This is a genomic window from Flavobacterium crocinum (genome assembly GCF_003122385.1).
Lineage (GTDB): Bacteria > Bacteroidota > Bacteroidia > Flavobacteriales > Flavobacteriaceae > Flavobacterium > Flavobacterium crocinum.
On the sequence record NZ_CP029255.1, the window covers coordinates 1,166,088 to 1,183,976 of the forward strand.

The window sequence follows — 17,889 nt, forward strand, 5'->3', positions numbered from 1 at the left end:
TAGATAATTCGTTAATTAGATAATTAGGAAATGAGTTAACATTTTTCTAATTATCTAATTTTCAGATTGTCACATTTTCTAATTAATAGATGGCAAATTTAAAGGAAATCCGTAATAGAATTACTTCCGTTTCATCAACGATGCAGATTACGTCTGCGATGAAAATGGTTTCTGCTGCAAAGCTGAAGAAAGCACAAGATGCAATCACTGCAATGCGTCCTTATGCCGAGAAATTAACGGAGTTATTGCAAGATCTTTCTGCATCACTTGAAGGTGAAGTTGGAGGAGATTACACTACACAACGTGAAGTAAAAAAAGTATTGCTTGTAGCTATAACTTCTAACAGAGGTTTGTGTGGTGCTTTCAATTCAAATATTATTAAAGAGATTAAAAATCGTACTGCTTTTTACCAAGGAAAACAAGTAGATGTTTTTGCTATTGGTAAAAAAGGAAACGATGCTTTAAGCAAAACTCATAAAGTACACGGTCATCATAATGCTATTTTTGATCATTTAACTTTTGAAAATGTTGCTGGAATCGCTGATAATCTTACAGAGAAATTTTTGTCTGGAGAATATGATAGAATTGAATTAGTTTACAATCAGTTTAAAAATGCTGCGACTCAAATCGTTCAGACTGAACAATTTTTACCGTTAGCTCCTATTAAATCTGACGTTACTACTTCTACTGGAGATTATATTTACGAGCCTTCAAAAGAAGAGATTGTACTGACTTTAATTCCTAAGTCATTAAAAACGCAATTGTATAAAGGTATCCGTGATTCATTTGCTTCAGAGCATGGAGCACGTATGACTGCAATGCACAAAGCAACAGATAATGCAACTGAATTACGAAACCAATTGAAATTAACTTATAATAAAGCGCGTCAGGCTGCTATTACTAGTGAGATTTTGGAAATTGTTGGTGGAGCAGAAGCTTTAAATGGATAATTTATTCCAAAATATATAAAAAAAAGCCAGCATTTGCTGGCTTTTTTTTATTGGAAGTTTTTTCTTTTTTAAAAATAACTTTTATAAAATGGTGATTCTCAAAATATATAAAGTTGAGAATCACTACCATTTTATAAAAATTGACAGATAAACTCTGCTGTGCTTTGTCTTTTATGGGAACAAACTAGCTTTATTAATCCCAGGGCTCTGTTTTTTTAAGGGTTACAATACAGCAGAATCAATCCCTTGTGCTTTGTCTTTTATGGGAACAAACAAGCTTTATTAGTCCCGGTGCTCTGTTTTTATTAGGGTTACATTACAGCTGAATCAATCCCTTATGCTTTGTCTTTTATGGGAACAAACAAGCTTTATTAGTCCCAGTGCTTCCTTTTTTATAAGGGTTGTATTTAGCTTTCTCAATCCCTGTGAAACAAATTTAGGAAAAGACTGTCTAAAAAAAGTTACATAATTTTCATGTCTAATTTATATATTTCACATGTCATTGATTTTTAATTATATAAGTCTTAACTTAAAGTTTACTTATTTTTGTTTATATTTTAATAATAAATTCATGAATCTTTCTATAAAAGAACTAATTACGTTGCAAGAAATGTTATTTCAAATTGAGATAATTAGGCACTTATATCCTAAGCTTAGCTTAGAGAAATACGAGAATTATCTTAAAGAAATGGTGCCTCATAATTATACTCAGATTGCAGTTTTTGAAAATGCTGTTTGTCTAGGCTTAACAGGATGCTGGTCGGCTACAAAATTATGGACGGGCAAATATCTTGAAATAGACAATTTTGTGGTTAATCCGGAATTTCGATCTAGAGGAATTGGAAAAATGCTAACTGATTATATCGAGAAAAAAGCGATAGAATTAAATTGCAGCAGTATAGTTCTCGATGCCTTTACAGGAAATTTTGATGCTCATCGTTTTTACTACAATCAAGGTTATGCACCGAAAGGGTTTCATTTTGTAAAAATATTAGACGAAACCAAAATGACTGTTTAAAAACAAACACAACTTTTCTTTATTACGTCAACAAAAACACCATTAAACAAAAGAAATGGTTATTTTTGTCCTACAAACATTATTACAATTATATTTTGGGATTATATAAAAATCTATTTAAGCAAACGGCAATTTACGGACTGGCAACAGTTTTACCAAGAATGCTGAGTTTTTTATTAGTGAGATTATATACAGGAATTCTTCCCACTGCCGAATATGGAGAAGTTTCGATTGTATTATCCTGGATGGTTTTCTTTAACGTAGTACTTTCTTACGGTATGGAAACGGCTTTCTTTAGATTCTATAGCGCCGAAGATGACAAGAAAAATGTAATTGCAACTTCTACGATTTCGATATTCTGGACTTCAATTATTTTCTTATTTGTTGCGTTGATATTTAGGAATACGCTGGCGAATTTAGCCGAGGTTGACGTTCAGTATATCACTTATACTGTCTGGATTTTAGTTTTGGATGCTTTGGTTTTAATTCCATTTTCAAAATTAAGAGCTAACCAGAGACCAATGGTTTATGCAGCAATTAAAATAGGAAATGTAGTTATTAATTTGTTACTGAATATTTTCTTCTTAATGTATCTGCCAAAATTAGCAGAAGCAAATCCAAATTCTGTTTGGGATAATTTATATGTAGAAAACTTTCAGATTGCCTATATTTTCATTGCAAACCTTTTAGCAAGTTTGGCAACATTTATTGTGCTTTCTCCAAATTACCTTTCGCTTGGACGAAAATTCGATCCGGAACTTTGGAAAAGAATGATGAAATACGGACTTCCAATTTTAGTAGCTGGATTAGCTTTTGCTGTAAATGAGCATTTTGATAAAATTCTTTTAGGTTATCTGCTTCCTGAAAATTTAGCAAAATCTGAAGTTGGAGCTTATTCTGCTTGTTATAAATTAGGATTGTTCATGGTGCTGTTTGCGACAGCTTTCAGACTAGGAATTGAACCTTTCTTTTTCAGTCATGCGAAAAACGAAAATGCTCCGCAGACTTATGCCGTAATTACAAAATATTTTGTGATACTGGGCTCTCTAATTTTATTGGGAGTTATTGTATTTGCTGATGTTTTAAAATATTTATTATTAGATAATAAAACCTATTGGGAAGCCATGAAAGTGGTACCGCTTATTATTTTGGCAAATTTCTTTTTAGGAATTTACAATAATCTTTCGGTTTGGTATAAACTGACAGATAAAACAAAAATTGGAGCTTACATTTCTATTGTAGGAGCCATTGTCACTTTGGTTTTAAATTATCTTTTAATACCAAAATACAGCTATTATGGTTCTGCCATTGCGACCATTTCTGCTTACGGAAGTATGATGCTTATTTCTTATATTTTAGGAAATAAATATTATCCAATTCCTTATGATATGAACAAAATTGGTGCTTATTTAGGAGTTTCGATATTATTTTCTGTTATTTCGTTTTACGGATTTAGAGAGAAATATTATGTTGGAATCCCACTTCTTCTAGCTTTTATGTATTTAGTTTACCATTTCGAAAAAGATACTATTAAAGGTATAATGAAGAAAAAATAAGCGACGTTTAAAAATTTTATATTTAAAAATGAAAATTCAAATTATCAATAAATCACAACACGATTTACCAAATTACGAAACCATCGCTTCTGCAGGAATGGATTTGCGTGCCAATATTTCAGAACCAATTACGTTAAAACCTTTAGAAAGAACGATTGTAAAAACCGGACTTTTTATTGAATTACCAATTGGTTACGAAGCACAGGTAAGACCAAGAAGCGGACTGGCAGCAAAAAAAGGAGTAACAGTTTTAAATTCACCGGGAACTGTTGATGCAGATTACAGAGGAGAAATAGGAGTAATTTTAGTAAATTTATCAAATGAGGAATTTGTAATTGAAAACGGAGAAAGAATTGCCCAGCTAATTATTGCAAAACACGAAAGAGCAGAATGGATTGAAGTTGAAACACTTACTGAAACATTAAGAGGTGAAGGAGGCTTTGGAAGTACAGGTGTGAAATAGTTTTTGTATTTAGCAAAAACACCATAAAAAGAAAGACCAAACCCAATGAAGATTTTTTGATCTTCCCATAAAATCAAATAAAAAATGAAAATAATTGTCCCAATGGCAGGCCGTGGATCGAGATTGAGGCCTCATACATTAACTGTTCCAAAACCATTAATTCCTATTGCAGGAAAATCTATAGTACACCGTTTAGTTGAAGATATTGCTAAAATATTGAAAGAACCAATTGAAGAAGTTGCCTTTGTTTTAGGTGATGAAGCTTTTTTTGGAGATGATGTTGTAGCAAGTTTAACAGATTTAGCAAAAGGTTTAGGAGCAAAAGCTTCAATTTACCGTCAAGATCAGCCTTTAGGAACGGGTCATGCCATTATGTGTGCTAAAGATTCTTTGTCAGGACCTGCTGTTATTGCTTATGCAGATACTTTAATTAGAGCTGATTTTGAATTAGATCCATCGGCAGACGCTGTAATCTGGGTAAAACAAGTAGATCAGCCGGAAGCTTTTGGTGTGGTGAAATTAAATCAGAATAACGAAATTATTGAATTGGTTGAAAAACCAAAGGAATTCGTAAGTGATTTAGCCGTTATCGGAATTTATTATTTCAAAGAAATTGGAGTTTTGAGAAATGAACTTCAGAATGTTTTGGATAATAATATCAAAAATGGCGGAGAATACCAGATTAATGATGGTATCAAAGCGATGATGGCAAACGGAAAAGTTTTTAAAACCGGAAGTGTTGATGAATGGATGGATTGCGGAAACAAAGATGTTACTGTAGAAACTAATACAAGAATGCTTGGTTTTCTTCATAACGATGGAGAACATTTAGTAGATTATGGTGTGACATTAGAAAACTCAACAATTATTCCGCCATGTTACATTGGAGAAAATGTTGTTTTGAAAAACACTACGATTGGACCAAATGTTTCTTTAGGAAACGGATGTCATGTAACAGACAGTACCATCAAAAACAGTTTGATCCAGACTTATTCTCAAATCAAAAATGCTGACTTGGATAACGCAATGATTGGAAATCATGTAAGTTATGATGGTAAATTTACCAGTATCAGTATTGGAGATTATGCTGTTTTAGAATAAAATAAAAATTAAGAAAGTTTCGTTTTGTTTAAAATGTAGTTTTTAAAAATGATCAAAAAAAGAGTTTTTACTGTTTTGTTTCTTGCTTTATTCAGCACATCGTTTTCGGTTTTTGCACAGACAGAACCCGAAGATATTGCTATGGCAACTGACGAATATCAAGACTCATTTTATGAATCATTAAAACAAAAAGGAATTGAAAATTACGATAAAGCTATTGTGTCATTGGAGAAATGTATCAAACTAAAACCCAATGACGCTGTGGCTTATTTTGAATTAGGAAAAAACTATTTTGCTCTTAAAGAATATCGAAACGCACAGGATAATTTTGAAAAAGCAACGCAGTTAGATCCTAAAAACAAATGGTTTTGGCTGGGAATTTACGATGTAAGTTATGAAACCAAAAACTATCCGCTTGCGATTGAAACGATTCAGAAAATAATTGTTTTTGACGAGGAGTATAAAGACGATTTGATTTCGTTATACATGATTACCAATCAGTATGATAAAGCATTAATTGCGATTAACGAAATGAATGAAAAGTTTGGAAAATCGTCAGATCGTGAGATTTATAAGGCACAGATTTTATCGCAGGGGAAATATCAGAATGCAGAAATTGATAATTTGATTCAACAGATTAAAAAAGATCCAAAAGAAGAATCCAATTATTTGAATCTCATTCTTTTGTATTCAAAAAACAATGAAAATGAGAAATCTCTGGATGTTGCCAAACAATTAGCCAAAGAAATCCCAAATTCAGAATGGGCGCAGGTTAGTTTGTTTAAGACATACTTAGATGCCAATCAGGCAGATAAAGCTATCAAATCGATGAATGTGATTTTGGCAAGCTCAAAAATCGATTCAAAAATCAAACACAGAACTTTGAATGAATTTTTGATTTACGTCAATAAAAATCCACAATATTCTGCCGATTTAGAAAAAGCTATTTCTTATTTTGATAATGATCCAAATGTTGACGTTGCCAAAGAAATTGGAAAGTTTTATCATAGTAAAGGTCAGTTTGAGAATGCGATTAAATATTATGAAAAAGATTTAAAAGCCAATTCAGACACAGAGCTAGAAACCAATATGTTATTATTGGAAGCGTATTCTCAGACCAAACAATTTGAACCAATGACCAAAAGAGCCATGATGCTGATTGAAGTATATCCGAGTCAGGCTCAATTTTATTATTATGCAGGATTAGGAAGCAACCAGCAAAAGCAGTTTAAAAATGCAAAAACCGTTTTAGAAATGGGTCTTGATTATGTTGTTGATGATGTAAAATTAGAATCAAATTTTAATATTCAATTAGGAGAAGCATACAATGGATTGGGAGATGCTAAGAAAAAAGAGGAATACTTTTTGAAGGCAAATGAAATATTAAAGAAAAAAAAATAAAGGAGAAACTCAGATGAAAAAATATATAGCAGTACTAATTCTTTCGATTGCGGTTGTATCATGTAAGACGAAAGCAGTAGCAGTACAAAATAATACAAGCCCAATAGTTGCACCAAAAGAAGAGAAGAAAGTAATTGAAAAACATTACGATAATAAATTAGATTTTTCTACTTTGTACATAAAAGCAAGTGCAAAATATGTTGATGAGAAACAAAGCCAAAATGTTACAGCTGAAATCAGAATTGAAAAAGACAAACAGATTTTAATAAGCGTTCGTTTTTTGGGAATCACAATGGCGAAGGCTTTAATAACTCCTGATGCAGTAAGTTATTATGAGAAAATAAACAGCACTTATTACGAAGGAGATTTTACTAGTTTAAGTAAATGGCTGGGAACAGATTTAGATTATAGTAAAGTACAAAACTTACTGGTTGGTGAAGCTTTTGATGATTTAAGAAAAGGAAAATATACACAGACAATTGTTGAAAACCTTTTTAGACTGGACGAAGAGAAAGATGCGAATTTGAAGAAAACCTTTTTCTTAGATGGCGAAAAATATTTAATTCAGAAAGAGGAAATTTCACAGCCATCAGAAAACAGAACTTTACAGATTGCATACTCAGACAGCAAAACTTTCGATCAGGGAATACTCCCGACAAGTATTGAAATCAATGCGGTACAGCCAAAAGGAAAAACAAGCATTAATTTGAATTACAACAATATTTCATTTAATGAACAACTTTCTTTCCCTTACAGTGTTCCGAGTGGTTATAAAAAAATGACAATTAAGTAAATTTGCAAAAATAAAAATAGAAACATGCCAAAATTTCTCCTAAGTCTAGTTTTAGTTTGTGCCACTACTTTTGTATGGGCGCAGGATTCTCAGCAAGAAAAACTGGAACAGCGTAAAGCTCAAATTCAGCAGGAAATCAGAGACAATGAAAAAATGCTTCAGTCTGTTCGAAAAAAAGAGAAATCTGCTGTGAATGAATATTTGATTCAGGCAAATAAAATCAAACTGAAAGAGAAATTAATCAATACTACAGCAAAACAGGAAAGACTGATTAGTAATGACATGTATATTAATCAGGTTCAGGTTAATAAACTGAAAAAAGAATTAAAAGTCTTAAAAGAAGATTACGCGGAAATGATTTTAAAATCGTACAAAAGCCGATCTGAACAAAGCCGTGCCATGTTTATTTTATCTTCAGAGAGTTTTTTACAAGCTTATAAAAGAGCACAGTATTTAAAGCAATATACTAATTTCAGAAAAAATCAAGGCCTTGAAATTCAGTCAAAAACAGCACAATTAGTTGATTTTAATGCAAAACTTGACGGACAAAGACAAGTAAAAAAGAAGATTATTGCCGAAAACCAAAAAGAGAAAGTAACGCTTGAAGCAGAGAAAAAAGAACAGCAAAAATTGGTTAATTCGCTTAAAAAAGATAAAAATAAAATTGCTGCCGATATTCGATCCAAACAAAGTGAAGCAAAACGAATTGATAAACAAATTGATCGTTTAATTCGTGAAGCAATTGCTGAAGCCAATAGAAAAGCTGCAGCAGAAAGAGCAAAAGCAAACCCAGGTTCCAGCGAAGCAAAAGCACCGGTTTCTTCTTCTAAAATTGCGTTGACACCAGAAGACAAAATTTTAGCAGCCGATTTTAAAGCGAACAGAGGAAGATTGCCGTGGCCGGTAGAAAAAGGATTTATTTCTCTTGGGTACGGAGATCAGCCTCACCCATTGCATCCTTCGATTACGGTACACAATTCAGGAGTTGAGATTACAACTGAAGATGGTGCCAGCGCCAGAGCAGTATTTGCAGGAGAAGTTTCTAAAGTAATCGTTTTATCACCGGTAAACAAAGCAGTTGTAATTCAACATGGGGATTTCTTTACAGTATATCAAAACCTAAGTTCGGTTTCTGTTAGTCAGGGAGACAAAGTGACGATTAAACAAAATATTGGAAAAGTAAGAACAAGCGGAGATACAGGAAAAACAATCATTAAATTCCTGATTCTTCAAAATACTTCAAACAACAATCCGGAAGGATGGCTGCAAAGCAGATAAAAAACAAAAGGGAGCAAATTTGCTCCCTTTTTATTGACTAATAATTTTCTTCCAGGAAATATTTTAAAACATCTGTGGTGGTGACAATTCCCTTTAATTCTCCTTTATCAACAACTGGTGCGGCATGAAATTCTTCTTTTACAAAAATTTCAGCTAAGTCCCTAATAATAAGTTCTGATGAAACTGTCTTTGGTTTAGAAGTCATAACCTGAGGAATAGTGAGCATTTCTAATACAGCTTCATCTGCTCCCTCTTGTCCGTCAAATAATGCACCAAAAGTAAGACGGTTAATATCGGTGCGGCTGATAATTCCAACAACTTCTTTTCCGTTAACCACAGGAATATGACGAATAGAATTAGCTTTTAATTTGTTTACAACATTTTTTAAATTATCATTTTGATTTACAGTTATAACACTCTTTGTCATAATGTGACTTACCGGTTCTCTCTTTTTCATAATTTGATGGTGTTAGATTTATATCAAATATGAAAATTATTTGAAACTAATTAGATGATTTTTATCAGTACAAAAAATAAGAATAAGTAGTATTTTAGGTAGTTACTATTTACAGTAAGAAGATTTAATTCTGATTTCAAACAATAAAAATTACGATTCAAGTTCGTTTGAAATTGCTACGATTGAATTTAAAAATAGTATTTTTGCAGGATGGAAACAAATAGACAGAAAAAAATAGGCGGTGTCCTCCAGAAAGATCTGGTTGATATCCTGCAAGGTGAAGTGAGAAAAAACGGAATTTCTAATTTAGTAATTTCAGTGTCCAAAGTAAGTGTAACTACAGATTTGTCTGTAGCAACAGTATATTTAAGTATTTTTCCACAAGAAAAAGCCAAAGAGACTTTAGAGGCAATTAAAACAAATACAACTTTAATCAAACATGATTTGTCACAGCGCGTACGTTTGCAGTTACGTCGTGTTCCAAATTTAGTTTTCTTTATCGACGACTCTTTAGATTATATTGAGAAAATTGACAATGCACTTGCAGGAAAAGAAAACCCAATAGAAAATCGTGACCTTTTAGAAAAGAGAAGAAAGTCGTAATTTGAATTTCCCTTTATACATAGCCAAACGTTATATTTTTAGCAGCAGTAAAAATAATGCTATCAATATTATTAACCGAATTGCCAGCATGGGAATCATTGTTGGTACTATGGCTTTGTTTGTGGTTTTATCCGTCTTCAGCGGATTAAAAGTTTTCAGTCTCTCGTTTACAAACGAAATCGATCCTGATTTAAAACTGACAAGTACATACGGAAAGTCATTTTTTATTACACCGGATCAGGAAAGTCAAATCAAGAAAATGGATGGTGTTGCCTCATACACCAAAATTATAGAAGAGCGTGTTTTGTTTTTGTTTAAAGACAAACAGCAGGTTACTTATTTAAAAGGAGTTGATAGCACTTATGCCGTTGTTAACGATATAAAGAAAAAACTTTATAATGGTCAATGGCTTAAACCGGATAGTTTTCAGGTTGTAATTGGTTATGGATTAGCTCAAAATTTCTCAATGGGAATCATGGATTTTGAAAACCCACTTCAGATTTTTGCCCCAAAACCAGGAAAAGGGGCAATCGAAAATCCTGAAGAAGCTTTTAATAAAACAGATGTTCTTCCTGTTGGGATTTATTCAATAAGTGAAGAATTAGATTCTAAATACGTATTTGCAGATTTAGGTCTTGCGCAGGAATTATTATTGTATAAGCCAAATCAAATTTCCGGAATTGAGTTTAAGCTAAAAGAAAATGCAGATGAAAATGCAATCAAAAAACAGCTTAATTCTATTTTTAAAAACAAAATCACTTTAAAGAACAGGGCACAGTTAAATGAGTCTTTGTACAAAATGCTCAATACCGAAAATATTGTCGTTTATCTGATTTTTACTTTAGTAATCATTGTCGCTCTTTTTAATTTGGTCGGTGCTTTGATTATGATGATTTTAGAGAAAAAAGGAAATCTTAAAACCCTTTTTAATCTTGGAGCAGAAGTTGGTTATCTCAGAAGAATCTTTTTACTTCAGGGAACTTTATTAAGCTTTTTCGGTGGCCTGATCGGACTTGCTTTAGGAATCATCCTGGTTATTTTACAGCAACAATATGAGCTGATTATGATTACTCCAACATTAGCTTATCCGGTTGTTTTCTCTCTGGAAAATGTTCTAATTGTAATGACCACTATTGTTACACTTGGTTTTGCTGCTTCTTTAATTGCAAGCAGTCGTGTAAGCAAAAAATTACTGGATTAATTTCTTCCTAAAAAATATTACTTATATTTACTCCCTTGAAAATCTACAGCATATGATTGTTTCTGCCTAATCCTAATTTTATTTTTTTAGAATAATTAGGATACTTACGTTTTTAATTTTGAAGTTCAGATTACTACATCTGAACCAATTTTTTCATTTATCCTAAAATATCATGACAGAAACATCTATAAAGGAAAGTTTTATTTCCAAAATTTTTACCACAACAAAACAAGCCTTAAAAGGCGACGAATCATTTGATTATACTTCCGGAAGTATTAAAAAAGCCGTAATTCTATTAGCCATTCCGATGGTTTTAGAAATGATGATGGAATCGGTTTTTGCATTGGTTGATTTGTATTTCGTTGGACATTTAAAACACAGCAGTTTTGCCATTCAGACGGTTGGTTTGACTGAATCTGTATTAACAGTAATTTACTCTCTTGCTATCGGAATGAGTATGGCGGCCACCGCAGTTGTGGCCAGACGCATTGGAGAAAAAGATCCGGTCGCAGCGGCAAAAGCAGGAATGCAAGCCATAATTGTAGCATTTGCGGTGAATAGTTTACTGAGTGTTTTTGGAATTATTTATGCTAAAGACATCCTACTTTTCATGGGCGCATCTGCAGAAGCAGCTGAACATGGTTTCCAATTTACACAGATTATGATTGGTTCCAGTTTGTGTATTATGCTTCTGTTCTTAATAAACGGAATCTTTCGTGGAGCAGGAAATGCAGCTATTGCGATGAAAAGTCTTTGGATTGCCAATATTTGCAACATTATTTTATGTCCAATTTTAATTAACGGTTTGGGACCAATTCCTGCCTTTGGATTAGTTGGAGCTGCTTTGGCAACCACTTTTGGAAGAAGTATTGGAGTTCTCTATCAGGTATATCACTTATTTTTTGGAAGTGGAATTTTAAAAATTAAAATTCCATATTTTGCTCCGGATTTTACACAAATCAAAGCCTTAGTAAAAATTGCTGCTCCCGGAATTTTACAATTTGTAATTGCTTCCTGCAGCTGGATTTTCTTAGCAAAATTAGTAGCAACAACCGGTGGAGATCATGGATCAGCAGGATATCAGACCGCGTTGAGAATTATGATGTTTTTCATTCTTCCGGCCTGGGGATTAAGTAATGCCGCCGCAACTTTGGTTGGACAAAATTTAGGAGCCAAACAAATTGAACGCGCAGAGAAATCAGTTATGACAACCGCCAGATATAATGTAATTTTCATGGCTTCGATTATGGTGATCACACTGGTTTTCGGAAAATATATTATTTCCTTTTTTACGAATGATGAAGCTGTAAAAACCATTGCTGTTGAAGCCTTGCAAATCATGAGCGTTGGTTTTATTTTCTATGGAATTGGAATGGTTTTGATTAATACATTTAATGGAGCAGGAGATACCTGGACGCCAACCGGAATTAATTTCTTTGGGTTTTGGTTATTTCAAATTCCTTTGGCTTTTGCATTAGCAAAGTATTTTAATATGGGACCAACTGGAGTTTTTATAGCAATTCCTGTAGCTGAAACGGCCATTACTCTTGCCGGAATTGTTTTCTATAAAAGAGGAAAATGGAAGCGGGTTCAGGTTTAAAAGATACTCTTTGTACAATATTTCTTAAATTTTTACGTTGGAATTTACTTAAAACCAAAAACTAATTTATTATGAAATTCAACAGAAATTTTTTAGGAATTGCTAGTGCAGTATTTTTATTTGGCCTTTTTGCTTTTATACCATTAGAAGAAAAAAAGATAGTTGTTATTGACGCCGCTCACGGTGGAAATGATCTCGGTGCAGATTATGGGGGAGGTTTACAGGAAAAACTAATTGTAGAGAGAATTGCTAAACTCGTTCAAATTCAAAACAAAGACAACAATCTTGAAATTGTTTTGCTAAGAGATGGAGATCAGTCTATAGAATTAGCTGAAAGAGTTTCAATCATCAACAAATTAAAGCCTGCTTTAGTAATCTCATTACATGCAAATGCGTCTAAAAATATTACCAAAAATGGCGCCGAAGCTTATATTGCTGCCGATGGAAAGTTTTACAATCAATCCAAAGAAAGTGCTGAAACCCTATTACAGAAAGTAGCTGCAGAAAATTTGTCTAAAGGAAGCGTTTCTGGTGCTAATTTCTTTATTCTAAAAAAGTCTAATTGTCCGGCTGTTACTTTAGAAGTGGGATATTTATCCAACGAAAAAGACAGAAAATATATTACCAGTGAAAAAGGACAAATTGAAATTGCAAAGAAAATTTTAGAATCATTAGAATAAAATTATCTAACGAGTTAAATCTTTTGCAAAAAGAATTTATGATATTTAAAATTTGTACATTTGAACGTACAATTAAAAGTACTAAAAAATGAAAGCAATTACAATATCAACTTTAAGAAAAAACATTAAAAATTACTTTGATGAAGTCTCTGAATCTTCAGAAATAATTGTTGTTCCGAGAAATTCGGAAGAAGATGCGGTTGTAATAATTTCTATGAAAGAATACAATTCAATATTAGAAACACAGCATTTGTTGTCAACTAAAGCAAATAGAAAAAGACTTTCAGAATCTATGGAACAAATGGAAAAAGGAAAACTTGTAGACTTTAACCTAGATGAACTTTAGATTACATGGACATTTGTTTTACTAAAAATGGTTGGGAAGAATTTGAATATTGGTTAGAAAACGATACAGATACCGCAATAAAAATAAAAGAATTAATAAAATCTATTCGTGAAAATCCTTTTAAAGGGATTGGAAAACCGGAGCCTTTAAGACATGATTTAAAAAGTTTTTGGTCTCGTCGAATTACAGGGGAGCATCGATTGGTTTATAAAGTTTCAGGAACGAAAAGTGTTGATCAGAAGTGCGTGATTTTACAATGTCGATTCCATTATGATGATTAAAAGGAAAGACCTTCAAATTTTGAAGGTCTTTCTTTTTACAGTTCTTTATCAAAGACTAAATTATATTTTAAACAAACTCATATCCATTATAAACTTCTTCGATTTCTTTCATAATTGCAAATAAATCCTCAGGCCCATCTGTGGTAACTAATTTTTGTTTGAATTCTTTAAAGGAATGAATTCCTTTGAAATAATTGGTATAATGACGACGCATTTCTACAATTCCCAAACGTTCGCCTTTCCATTCCATCGACCATTTTAAATGGTTTCTCGCAGCTTCAACACGATCAATAACAGTTGGAGCAGGTAAGTGTTCACCTGTTTTAAAGAAATGTTTGATTTCGTTAAAAATCCACGGATAACCAATCGCAGCACGACCGATCATGATACCGTCAATTCCGTATTCATTTTTATATTTTAACGCTTTTTCCGGGCTGTCGATATCGCCGTTTCCGAAAATTGGCATCGTAATTCTTGGGTTGTTTTTTACGCGGGCAATATGCGACCAGTCAGAATGACCTTTGTACATTTGGGCACGGGTTCTGGCATGAATTGTTAAAGCCTGAACACCAATATCCTGAAGTCTTTCCGCAACTTCATCAATGTTAATTGAGTTTTCGTCCCATCCTAAACGGGTTTTTACTGTAACAGGTAAATCAGTTCCTTTGATAACCGCTTTGGTTAAACGAACCATCAAATCGACATCTTTTAAAACGCCGGCACCAGCACCACGGCAAACTACTTTTTTTACCGGACAACCGAAATTGATATCCACTAAATCCGGTTTTACAGTAGAAACAATTTTAGACGACATTTCCATCGCTTCTTCATCACCACCAAAAATTTGAATGCCCACAGGACGTTCGTAATCAAAAATATCCAGCTTCATGCGGCTTTTTATAGCGTCACGAATTAATCCTTCCGACGAAATAAACTCAGAATACATCATGTCAGCTCCATGCGTTTTGCATAATCTGCGAAACGGCGGATCGCTTACATCTTCCATCGGAGCTAGTAATAAAGGAAATTCGGGTAATTCTATGTTGCCAATCTTGACCATCTTCGTAATTTTTTGCAAAATTACAACTTTTTAATCGAATTGGCACAATTCGAGTGGCAAAGGCTCAAAGTAACAAAGGGACAAAGGTTTTTTATAGTGCTGATTAACAGCCTTTGAACCTTTGTCCCTTTGTTACTTTGAACCTAATATTAAGATCTATAATCAAAAAATCGAATTGGTTTTCTGCTCATAGGATTAAAAACCAACCGATTCAAAACTTCTTTTGAAGCAAATTCTATTTTTGGAGTTACTCTCAGTTTAGCTCTAAAATGATCTTTTATTTCTTGCAAAAATTCCGGAGTCTGATCTTTCACTGCAATTTTTATGAGGATTTCATCTGTGCCTAAATCATTGGTAGAGATTTCTATCAAATGATTTTCGATATTATCAAAACTGCTCAAAACATCATTCATCGCTGGCGGATACAAAGTTGTTCCTTTATATTTGATCATTTGTTTTTTACGACCAACTACAGGACCAACACGCAAAGTATTTCTGCCGCAAGCACAAGGTTCGTCATGAAACTGAACCATATCTCCGGTTTTAAAACGCAATAACGGCATGGCTTCAATCCCTAAAGTAGTAAAAGTCAATTCGCCCGTTTCTCCGTTTTTTACAGGCTGATTATTCTCGTCTAAAACTTCAACAATAATCAATTCAGGATGATGATGACCGCCTTTTCCGTGTTCACATTCTGTAAAAGCAGTACTCATTTCGGTAGAAGCATAAGTCGAAAATAACTTAATATTCCATTTATCAGTGATTTTTTTCGATAGAATATTCATTGAGAAATCCTGTTCTCTCAAAGATTCTCCAATACAGATTGCCCCTTTTATGCTCGAATTATTATAATCGATTCCGTGAATTTCGGCATATTCAATTAATTTTAAAAGGAAAGAAGGAACCGTAATTAAATAAGACGGATTGTATTTTAAAATCGAATCCCATTGCATTTCCGGAATTCCGGCTCCAACACGAATTACGCCGACTTTCAATTTTCGAAGGCCTAAAAAATAAGCCAAACCAGCCATAAATTTTCGGTCAATTGTTGTCATTAATTGTACCACATCTCCTTCCGCAATTCCCGCACAAGCAAAAGAAATAGCTTCGTTGTAAGCCAATCGGTCTAAGTCAGAATCGGTTAAACCAAAAGTTACGGGATCGCCTAAAGTTCCTGATGTTGAGGCATAATCTATGATTTGATTCTGCGGAACACACACAAAATCATCATTATATTGCTGTAAATCTTCTTTGGTTGTAACAGGTAAATGCTGTAAATCTTCCAGCGTTTTAACTTTCGAAATATCAATATTTTGTCCCGCAAAAAGTCTTTTGTAAAAAGGAGAATTCTCGCTGATATATTCTAAAAGTTCAACTAGTTTTTTTTCTTGAAAAATTTTAATTTCTTCTAAAGAATCTTTTTCTATTGCTGGAATCATTTTAATTTTCTTTTGACTTTTTTTAGATATTTTTCAATCTTTTCTTTATCCGGAACTGTTGTGATTTCAAGACTTAAAGCTTTTTCAAAATTAAGCTTCGCTTGTGCAAATTCCTTTTTTTGGTAAAAATACAATCCTGCTTTATAATACACAACCCAATAATCAGGGTTTAAGGATTGATAAAGCTTTAGAAATTCTGGAGAAATCGTTTCTTTCTTTACAAGAAGCGAATCTATTGTATGATCTTCAATTTTAAATTTTTTAAAATTCTGAAAAGCAGTGGTTTCTAAAAAAGGATCTTTGGCAATGTTCGAATTTTCTTTCTGAAAAGATTTTGTGTGAAGTTGATTTTCACCAAAAATTAAATTCAAATCATAACACACAAACTCGCCCAATTGAAACGGATTTGCAGAAACCCAAACCAATTTTTCTTTTGGTTTAAAAATTATTCCGTGATGAGCGAGCAATTGATTTAATGCTTTTTCGTTTCCAAATCCTAATGAAATATTTTTTAAACCGTCTTTATTTCGTAGAATTTCCGAAGCAATCTTAGGATTTACTTTTGGATTTTCAGATAAAAGTTCCTGCATTCTTTCAAAGCGATATTCAGAATGACTGTTCGCAATTTGTTCCAGATTTCGTTTATCAGTTGCAAAAGCGTCGCCTTGAAAATGATTCGAACAAATTAATTGGTCTGAATTTGGAACATTGTAAACATCCATTTTGTTGGGAGAAACTTCAATCAAAATGGCTTTATTATCATTGGCGCTTCCGACCATAATAGATTCAGAAACAAATACTTTTCTCTTTTTTGCAATGGAAATGGCTTCATCTAAATTTTTGGCGTGTTGTAAAATTTCGCGTGTCAGAATTGAAATTGGAGTTTTTGCAACCAACGGAATTTTAGATTTTGAAGCATTTATCGTAACAGTCAAACCTTCGAGATTCATTCCTGAAACGGCGCCAATCATTCCCGGCCAGGTTACCATCATAAACGGATGTCCTTCTTTTGGTTTTATAAAGGCCGCAATTTTATTTTCCGCGAAAGCGTCATTCACATAAAAATCAAAATTACGAGCCAGAATTAAATTTCCATCTTCTGATTTTTCGTTCCACGCCGCAAAAGAAGAACAGCCAACTAAAGCCAAATCTTGTAAAGCGTGTCCAATATCATGTGCGCCGTGCAGATACAAACCACGCTGGTATTTGGATGCAATGTTGTTAAATTCATCTGAAGAATATTCTGAAACGCCATAAATTTCTGTTTGATATTCATCGGGAACATTCAGGTATAATTTGCGATTGTACCAGTTTAGAAATCCTCTCAATAATTTTTGCTGGAATTTGGACGGAACAAAATCGGTTATTTTGGAAAAGAAAATATGCTGTTGTTTTTGTAAAAGAGAATCGGTTAATGCGCCAGTTGTCAATCCAATTTCAAGCGGATCGCCTTCTACATAAAGTTCCCAAAGTCCTTGTTTATTTTTTAAAAGTGAATTTTTCCCGGAAACAAAAATGCTGTCTGATATTTTGGTTACGACAGGTTTTGAATTATTAAAAGCAGTAAGATCCGGTTTATGATGTTTTGATTTTGATGTACCGCAGGAAGTCAGCAAACTGAAAAAACCGATAAGGAAGAAATAAATAATTCGGTTTTTCATG

18 protein-coding genes are annotated in these 17,889 nt (G+C 33.1%); 14 read left to right on the forward strand and 4 right to left on the reverse strand.

The genetic code is table 11. The annotated features are described in order from the left end of the window. Positions 1-89 precede the first annotated feature (89 nt). The 8 genes from atpG to HYN56_RS05440 all read left to right on the forward strand — a co-directional run bounded on the left by atpG (position 90) and on the right by HYN56_RS05440 (position 8,560). Positions 90-950, forward strand: coding sequence for an ATP synthase F1 subunit gamma (gene atpG, locus HYN56_RS05405; RefSeq protein WP_109191249.1), 861 nt, complete (start codon positions 90-92; stop codon positions 948-950). A 571-nt stretch (positions 951-1,521) separates the two neighbouring features. Beyond that, positions 1,522-1,968, forward strand: a complete 447-nt coding sequence (locus tag HYN56_RS05410) for a GNAT family N-acetyltransferase (protein ID WP_109191250.1) — start codon at positions 1,522-1,524, stop codon at positions 1,966-1,968. Between the two features lie 95 nt (positions 1,969-2,063). After that, positions 2,064-3,524 (forward strand): lipopolysaccharide biosynthesis protein, encoded by a 1,461-nt coding sequence (locus tag HYN56_RS05415; RefSeq protein ID WP_109191251.1) that lies wholly within the window; start codon positions 2,064-2,066, stop codon positions 3,522-3,524. A 28-nt stretch (positions 3,525-3,552) separates the two neighbouring features. Continuing rightward, on the forward strand, positions 3,553-3,987 hold the full coding sequence (gene dut / locus HYN56_RS05420) for a dUTP diphosphatase (RefSeq protein WP_109191252.1): 435 nt from the start codon (positions 3,553-3,555) through the stop codon (positions 3,985-3,987). Between the two features lie 84 nt (positions 3,988-4,071). Next, a complete protein-coding gene (locus tag HYN56_RS05425; protein ID WP_109191253.1) occupies positions 4,072-5,088 on the forward strand; it encodes a sugar phosphate nucleotidyltransferase in 1,017 nt (338 codons plus the stop codon). 48 nt (positions 5,089-5,136) lie between these two features. Further along, entirely contained in the window at positions 5,137-6,489 is a 1,353-nt protein-coding gene (locus HYN56_RS05430; protein ID WP_109191254.1) for a tetratricopeptide repeat protein, read from the forward strand. A 13-nt stretch (positions 6,490-6,502) separates the two neighbouring features. After that, positions 6,503-7,282: a DUF4292 domain-containing protein gene (locus HYN56_RS05435; RefSeq protein WP_109191255.1), complete on the forward strand. Its 780-nt coding sequence runs from the start codon at positions 6,503-6,505 to the stop codon at positions 7,280-7,282. A 24-nt stretch (positions 7,283-7,306) separates the two neighbouring features. Further along, complete coding sequence (locus tag HYN56_RS05440) at positions 7,307-8,560, forward strand: murein hydrolase activator EnvC family protein (RefSeq protein WP_109191256.1); 1,254 nt, start codon at positions 7,307-7,309, stop codon at positions 8,558-8,560. Positions 8,561-8,597: 37 nt separating this feature from the next. Here the strand turns inward: HYN56_RS05440 and HYN56_RS05445 are convergent, their stop codons facing one another. Beyond that, a complete protein-coding gene (locus HYN56_RS05445) occupies positions 8,598-9,017 on the reverse strand; it encodes a CBS domain-containing protein (protein WP_109191257.1) in 420 nt (139 codons plus the stop codon). A 210-nt stretch (positions 9,018-9,227) separates the two neighbouring features. Between HYN56_RS05445 and rbfA the strand changes: the two genes are divergently transcribed. From rbfA to HYN56_RS05475, 6 genes are all read left to right on the forward strand, one after another. Continuing rightward, on the forward strand, positions 9,228-9,620 hold the full coding sequence (gene rbfA / locus HYN56_RS05450; protein WP_091490249.1) for a 30S ribosome-binding factor RbfA: 393 nt from the start codon (positions 9,228-9,230) through the stop codon (positions 9,618-9,620). Position 9,621: 1 nt separating this feature from the next. Then, positions 9,622-10,821: an ABC transporter permease gene (locus HYN56_RS05455; protein ID WP_109191258.1), complete on the forward strand. Its 1,200-nt coding sequence runs from the start codon at positions 9,622-9,624 to the stop codon at positions 10,819-10,821. 172 nt (positions 10,822-10,993) lie between these two features. Next, on the forward strand, positions 10,994-12,421 hold the full coding sequence (locus HYN56_RS05460; protein ID WP_109191259.1) for an MATE family efflux transporter: 1,428 nt from the start codon (positions 10,994-10,996) through the stop codon (positions 12,419-12,421). Positions 12,422-12,492: 71 nt separating this feature from the next. Further along, positions 12,493-13,101: an N-acetylmuramoyl-L-alanine amidase family protein gene (locus tag HYN56_RS05465; RefSeq protein WP_109191260.1), complete on the forward strand. Its 609-nt coding sequence runs from the start codon at positions 12,493-12,495 to the stop codon at positions 13,099-13,101. Positions 13,102-13,189: 88 nt separating this feature from the next. After that, positions 13,190-13,447, forward strand: a complete 258-nt coding sequence (locus HYN56_RS05470) for a type II toxin-antitoxin system Phd/YefM family antitoxin (RefSeq protein WP_109191261.1) — start codon at positions 13,190-13,192, stop codon at positions 13,445-13,447. A 5-nt stretch (positions 13,448-13,452) separates the two neighbouring features. Then, positions 13,453-13,728: a Txe/YoeB family addiction module toxin gene (locus HYN56_RS05475; protein WP_109191262.1), complete on the forward strand. Its 276-nt coding sequence runs from the start codon at positions 13,453-13,455 to the stop codon at positions 13,726-13,728. 67 nt (positions 13,729-13,795) lie between these two features. On the opposite strand, the gene dusB is transcribed toward HYN56_RS05475, so the two are convergent. The 3 genes from dusB to HYN56_RS05490 form a co-directional block, all read right to left on the reverse strand. Then, positions 13,796-14,788, reverse strand: a complete 993-nt coding sequence (gene dusB, locus HYN56_RS05480; protein ID WP_109191263.1) for a tRNA dihydrouridine synthase DusB — start codon at positions 14,786-14,788, stop codon at positions 13,796-13,798. 149 nt (positions 14,789-14,937) lie between these two features. Next, positions 14,938-16,227: a phenylacetate--CoA ligase family protein gene (locus tag HYN56_RS05485; protein ID WP_109191264.1), complete on the reverse strand. Its 1,290-nt coding sequence runs from the start codon at positions 16,225-16,227 to the stop codon at positions 14,938-14,940. Next, positions 16,224-17,888 (reverse strand): C45 family autoproteolytic acyltransferase/hydolase, encoded by a 1,665-nt coding sequence (locus HYN56_RS05490; RefSeq protein ID WP_109191265.1) that lies wholly within the window; start codon positions 17,886-17,888, stop codon positions 16,224-16,226. The genes HYN56_RS05485 and HYN56_RS05490 overlap by 4 nt, the downstream gene beginning before the upstream one ends. Position 17,889 lies beyond the last annotated feature (1 nt).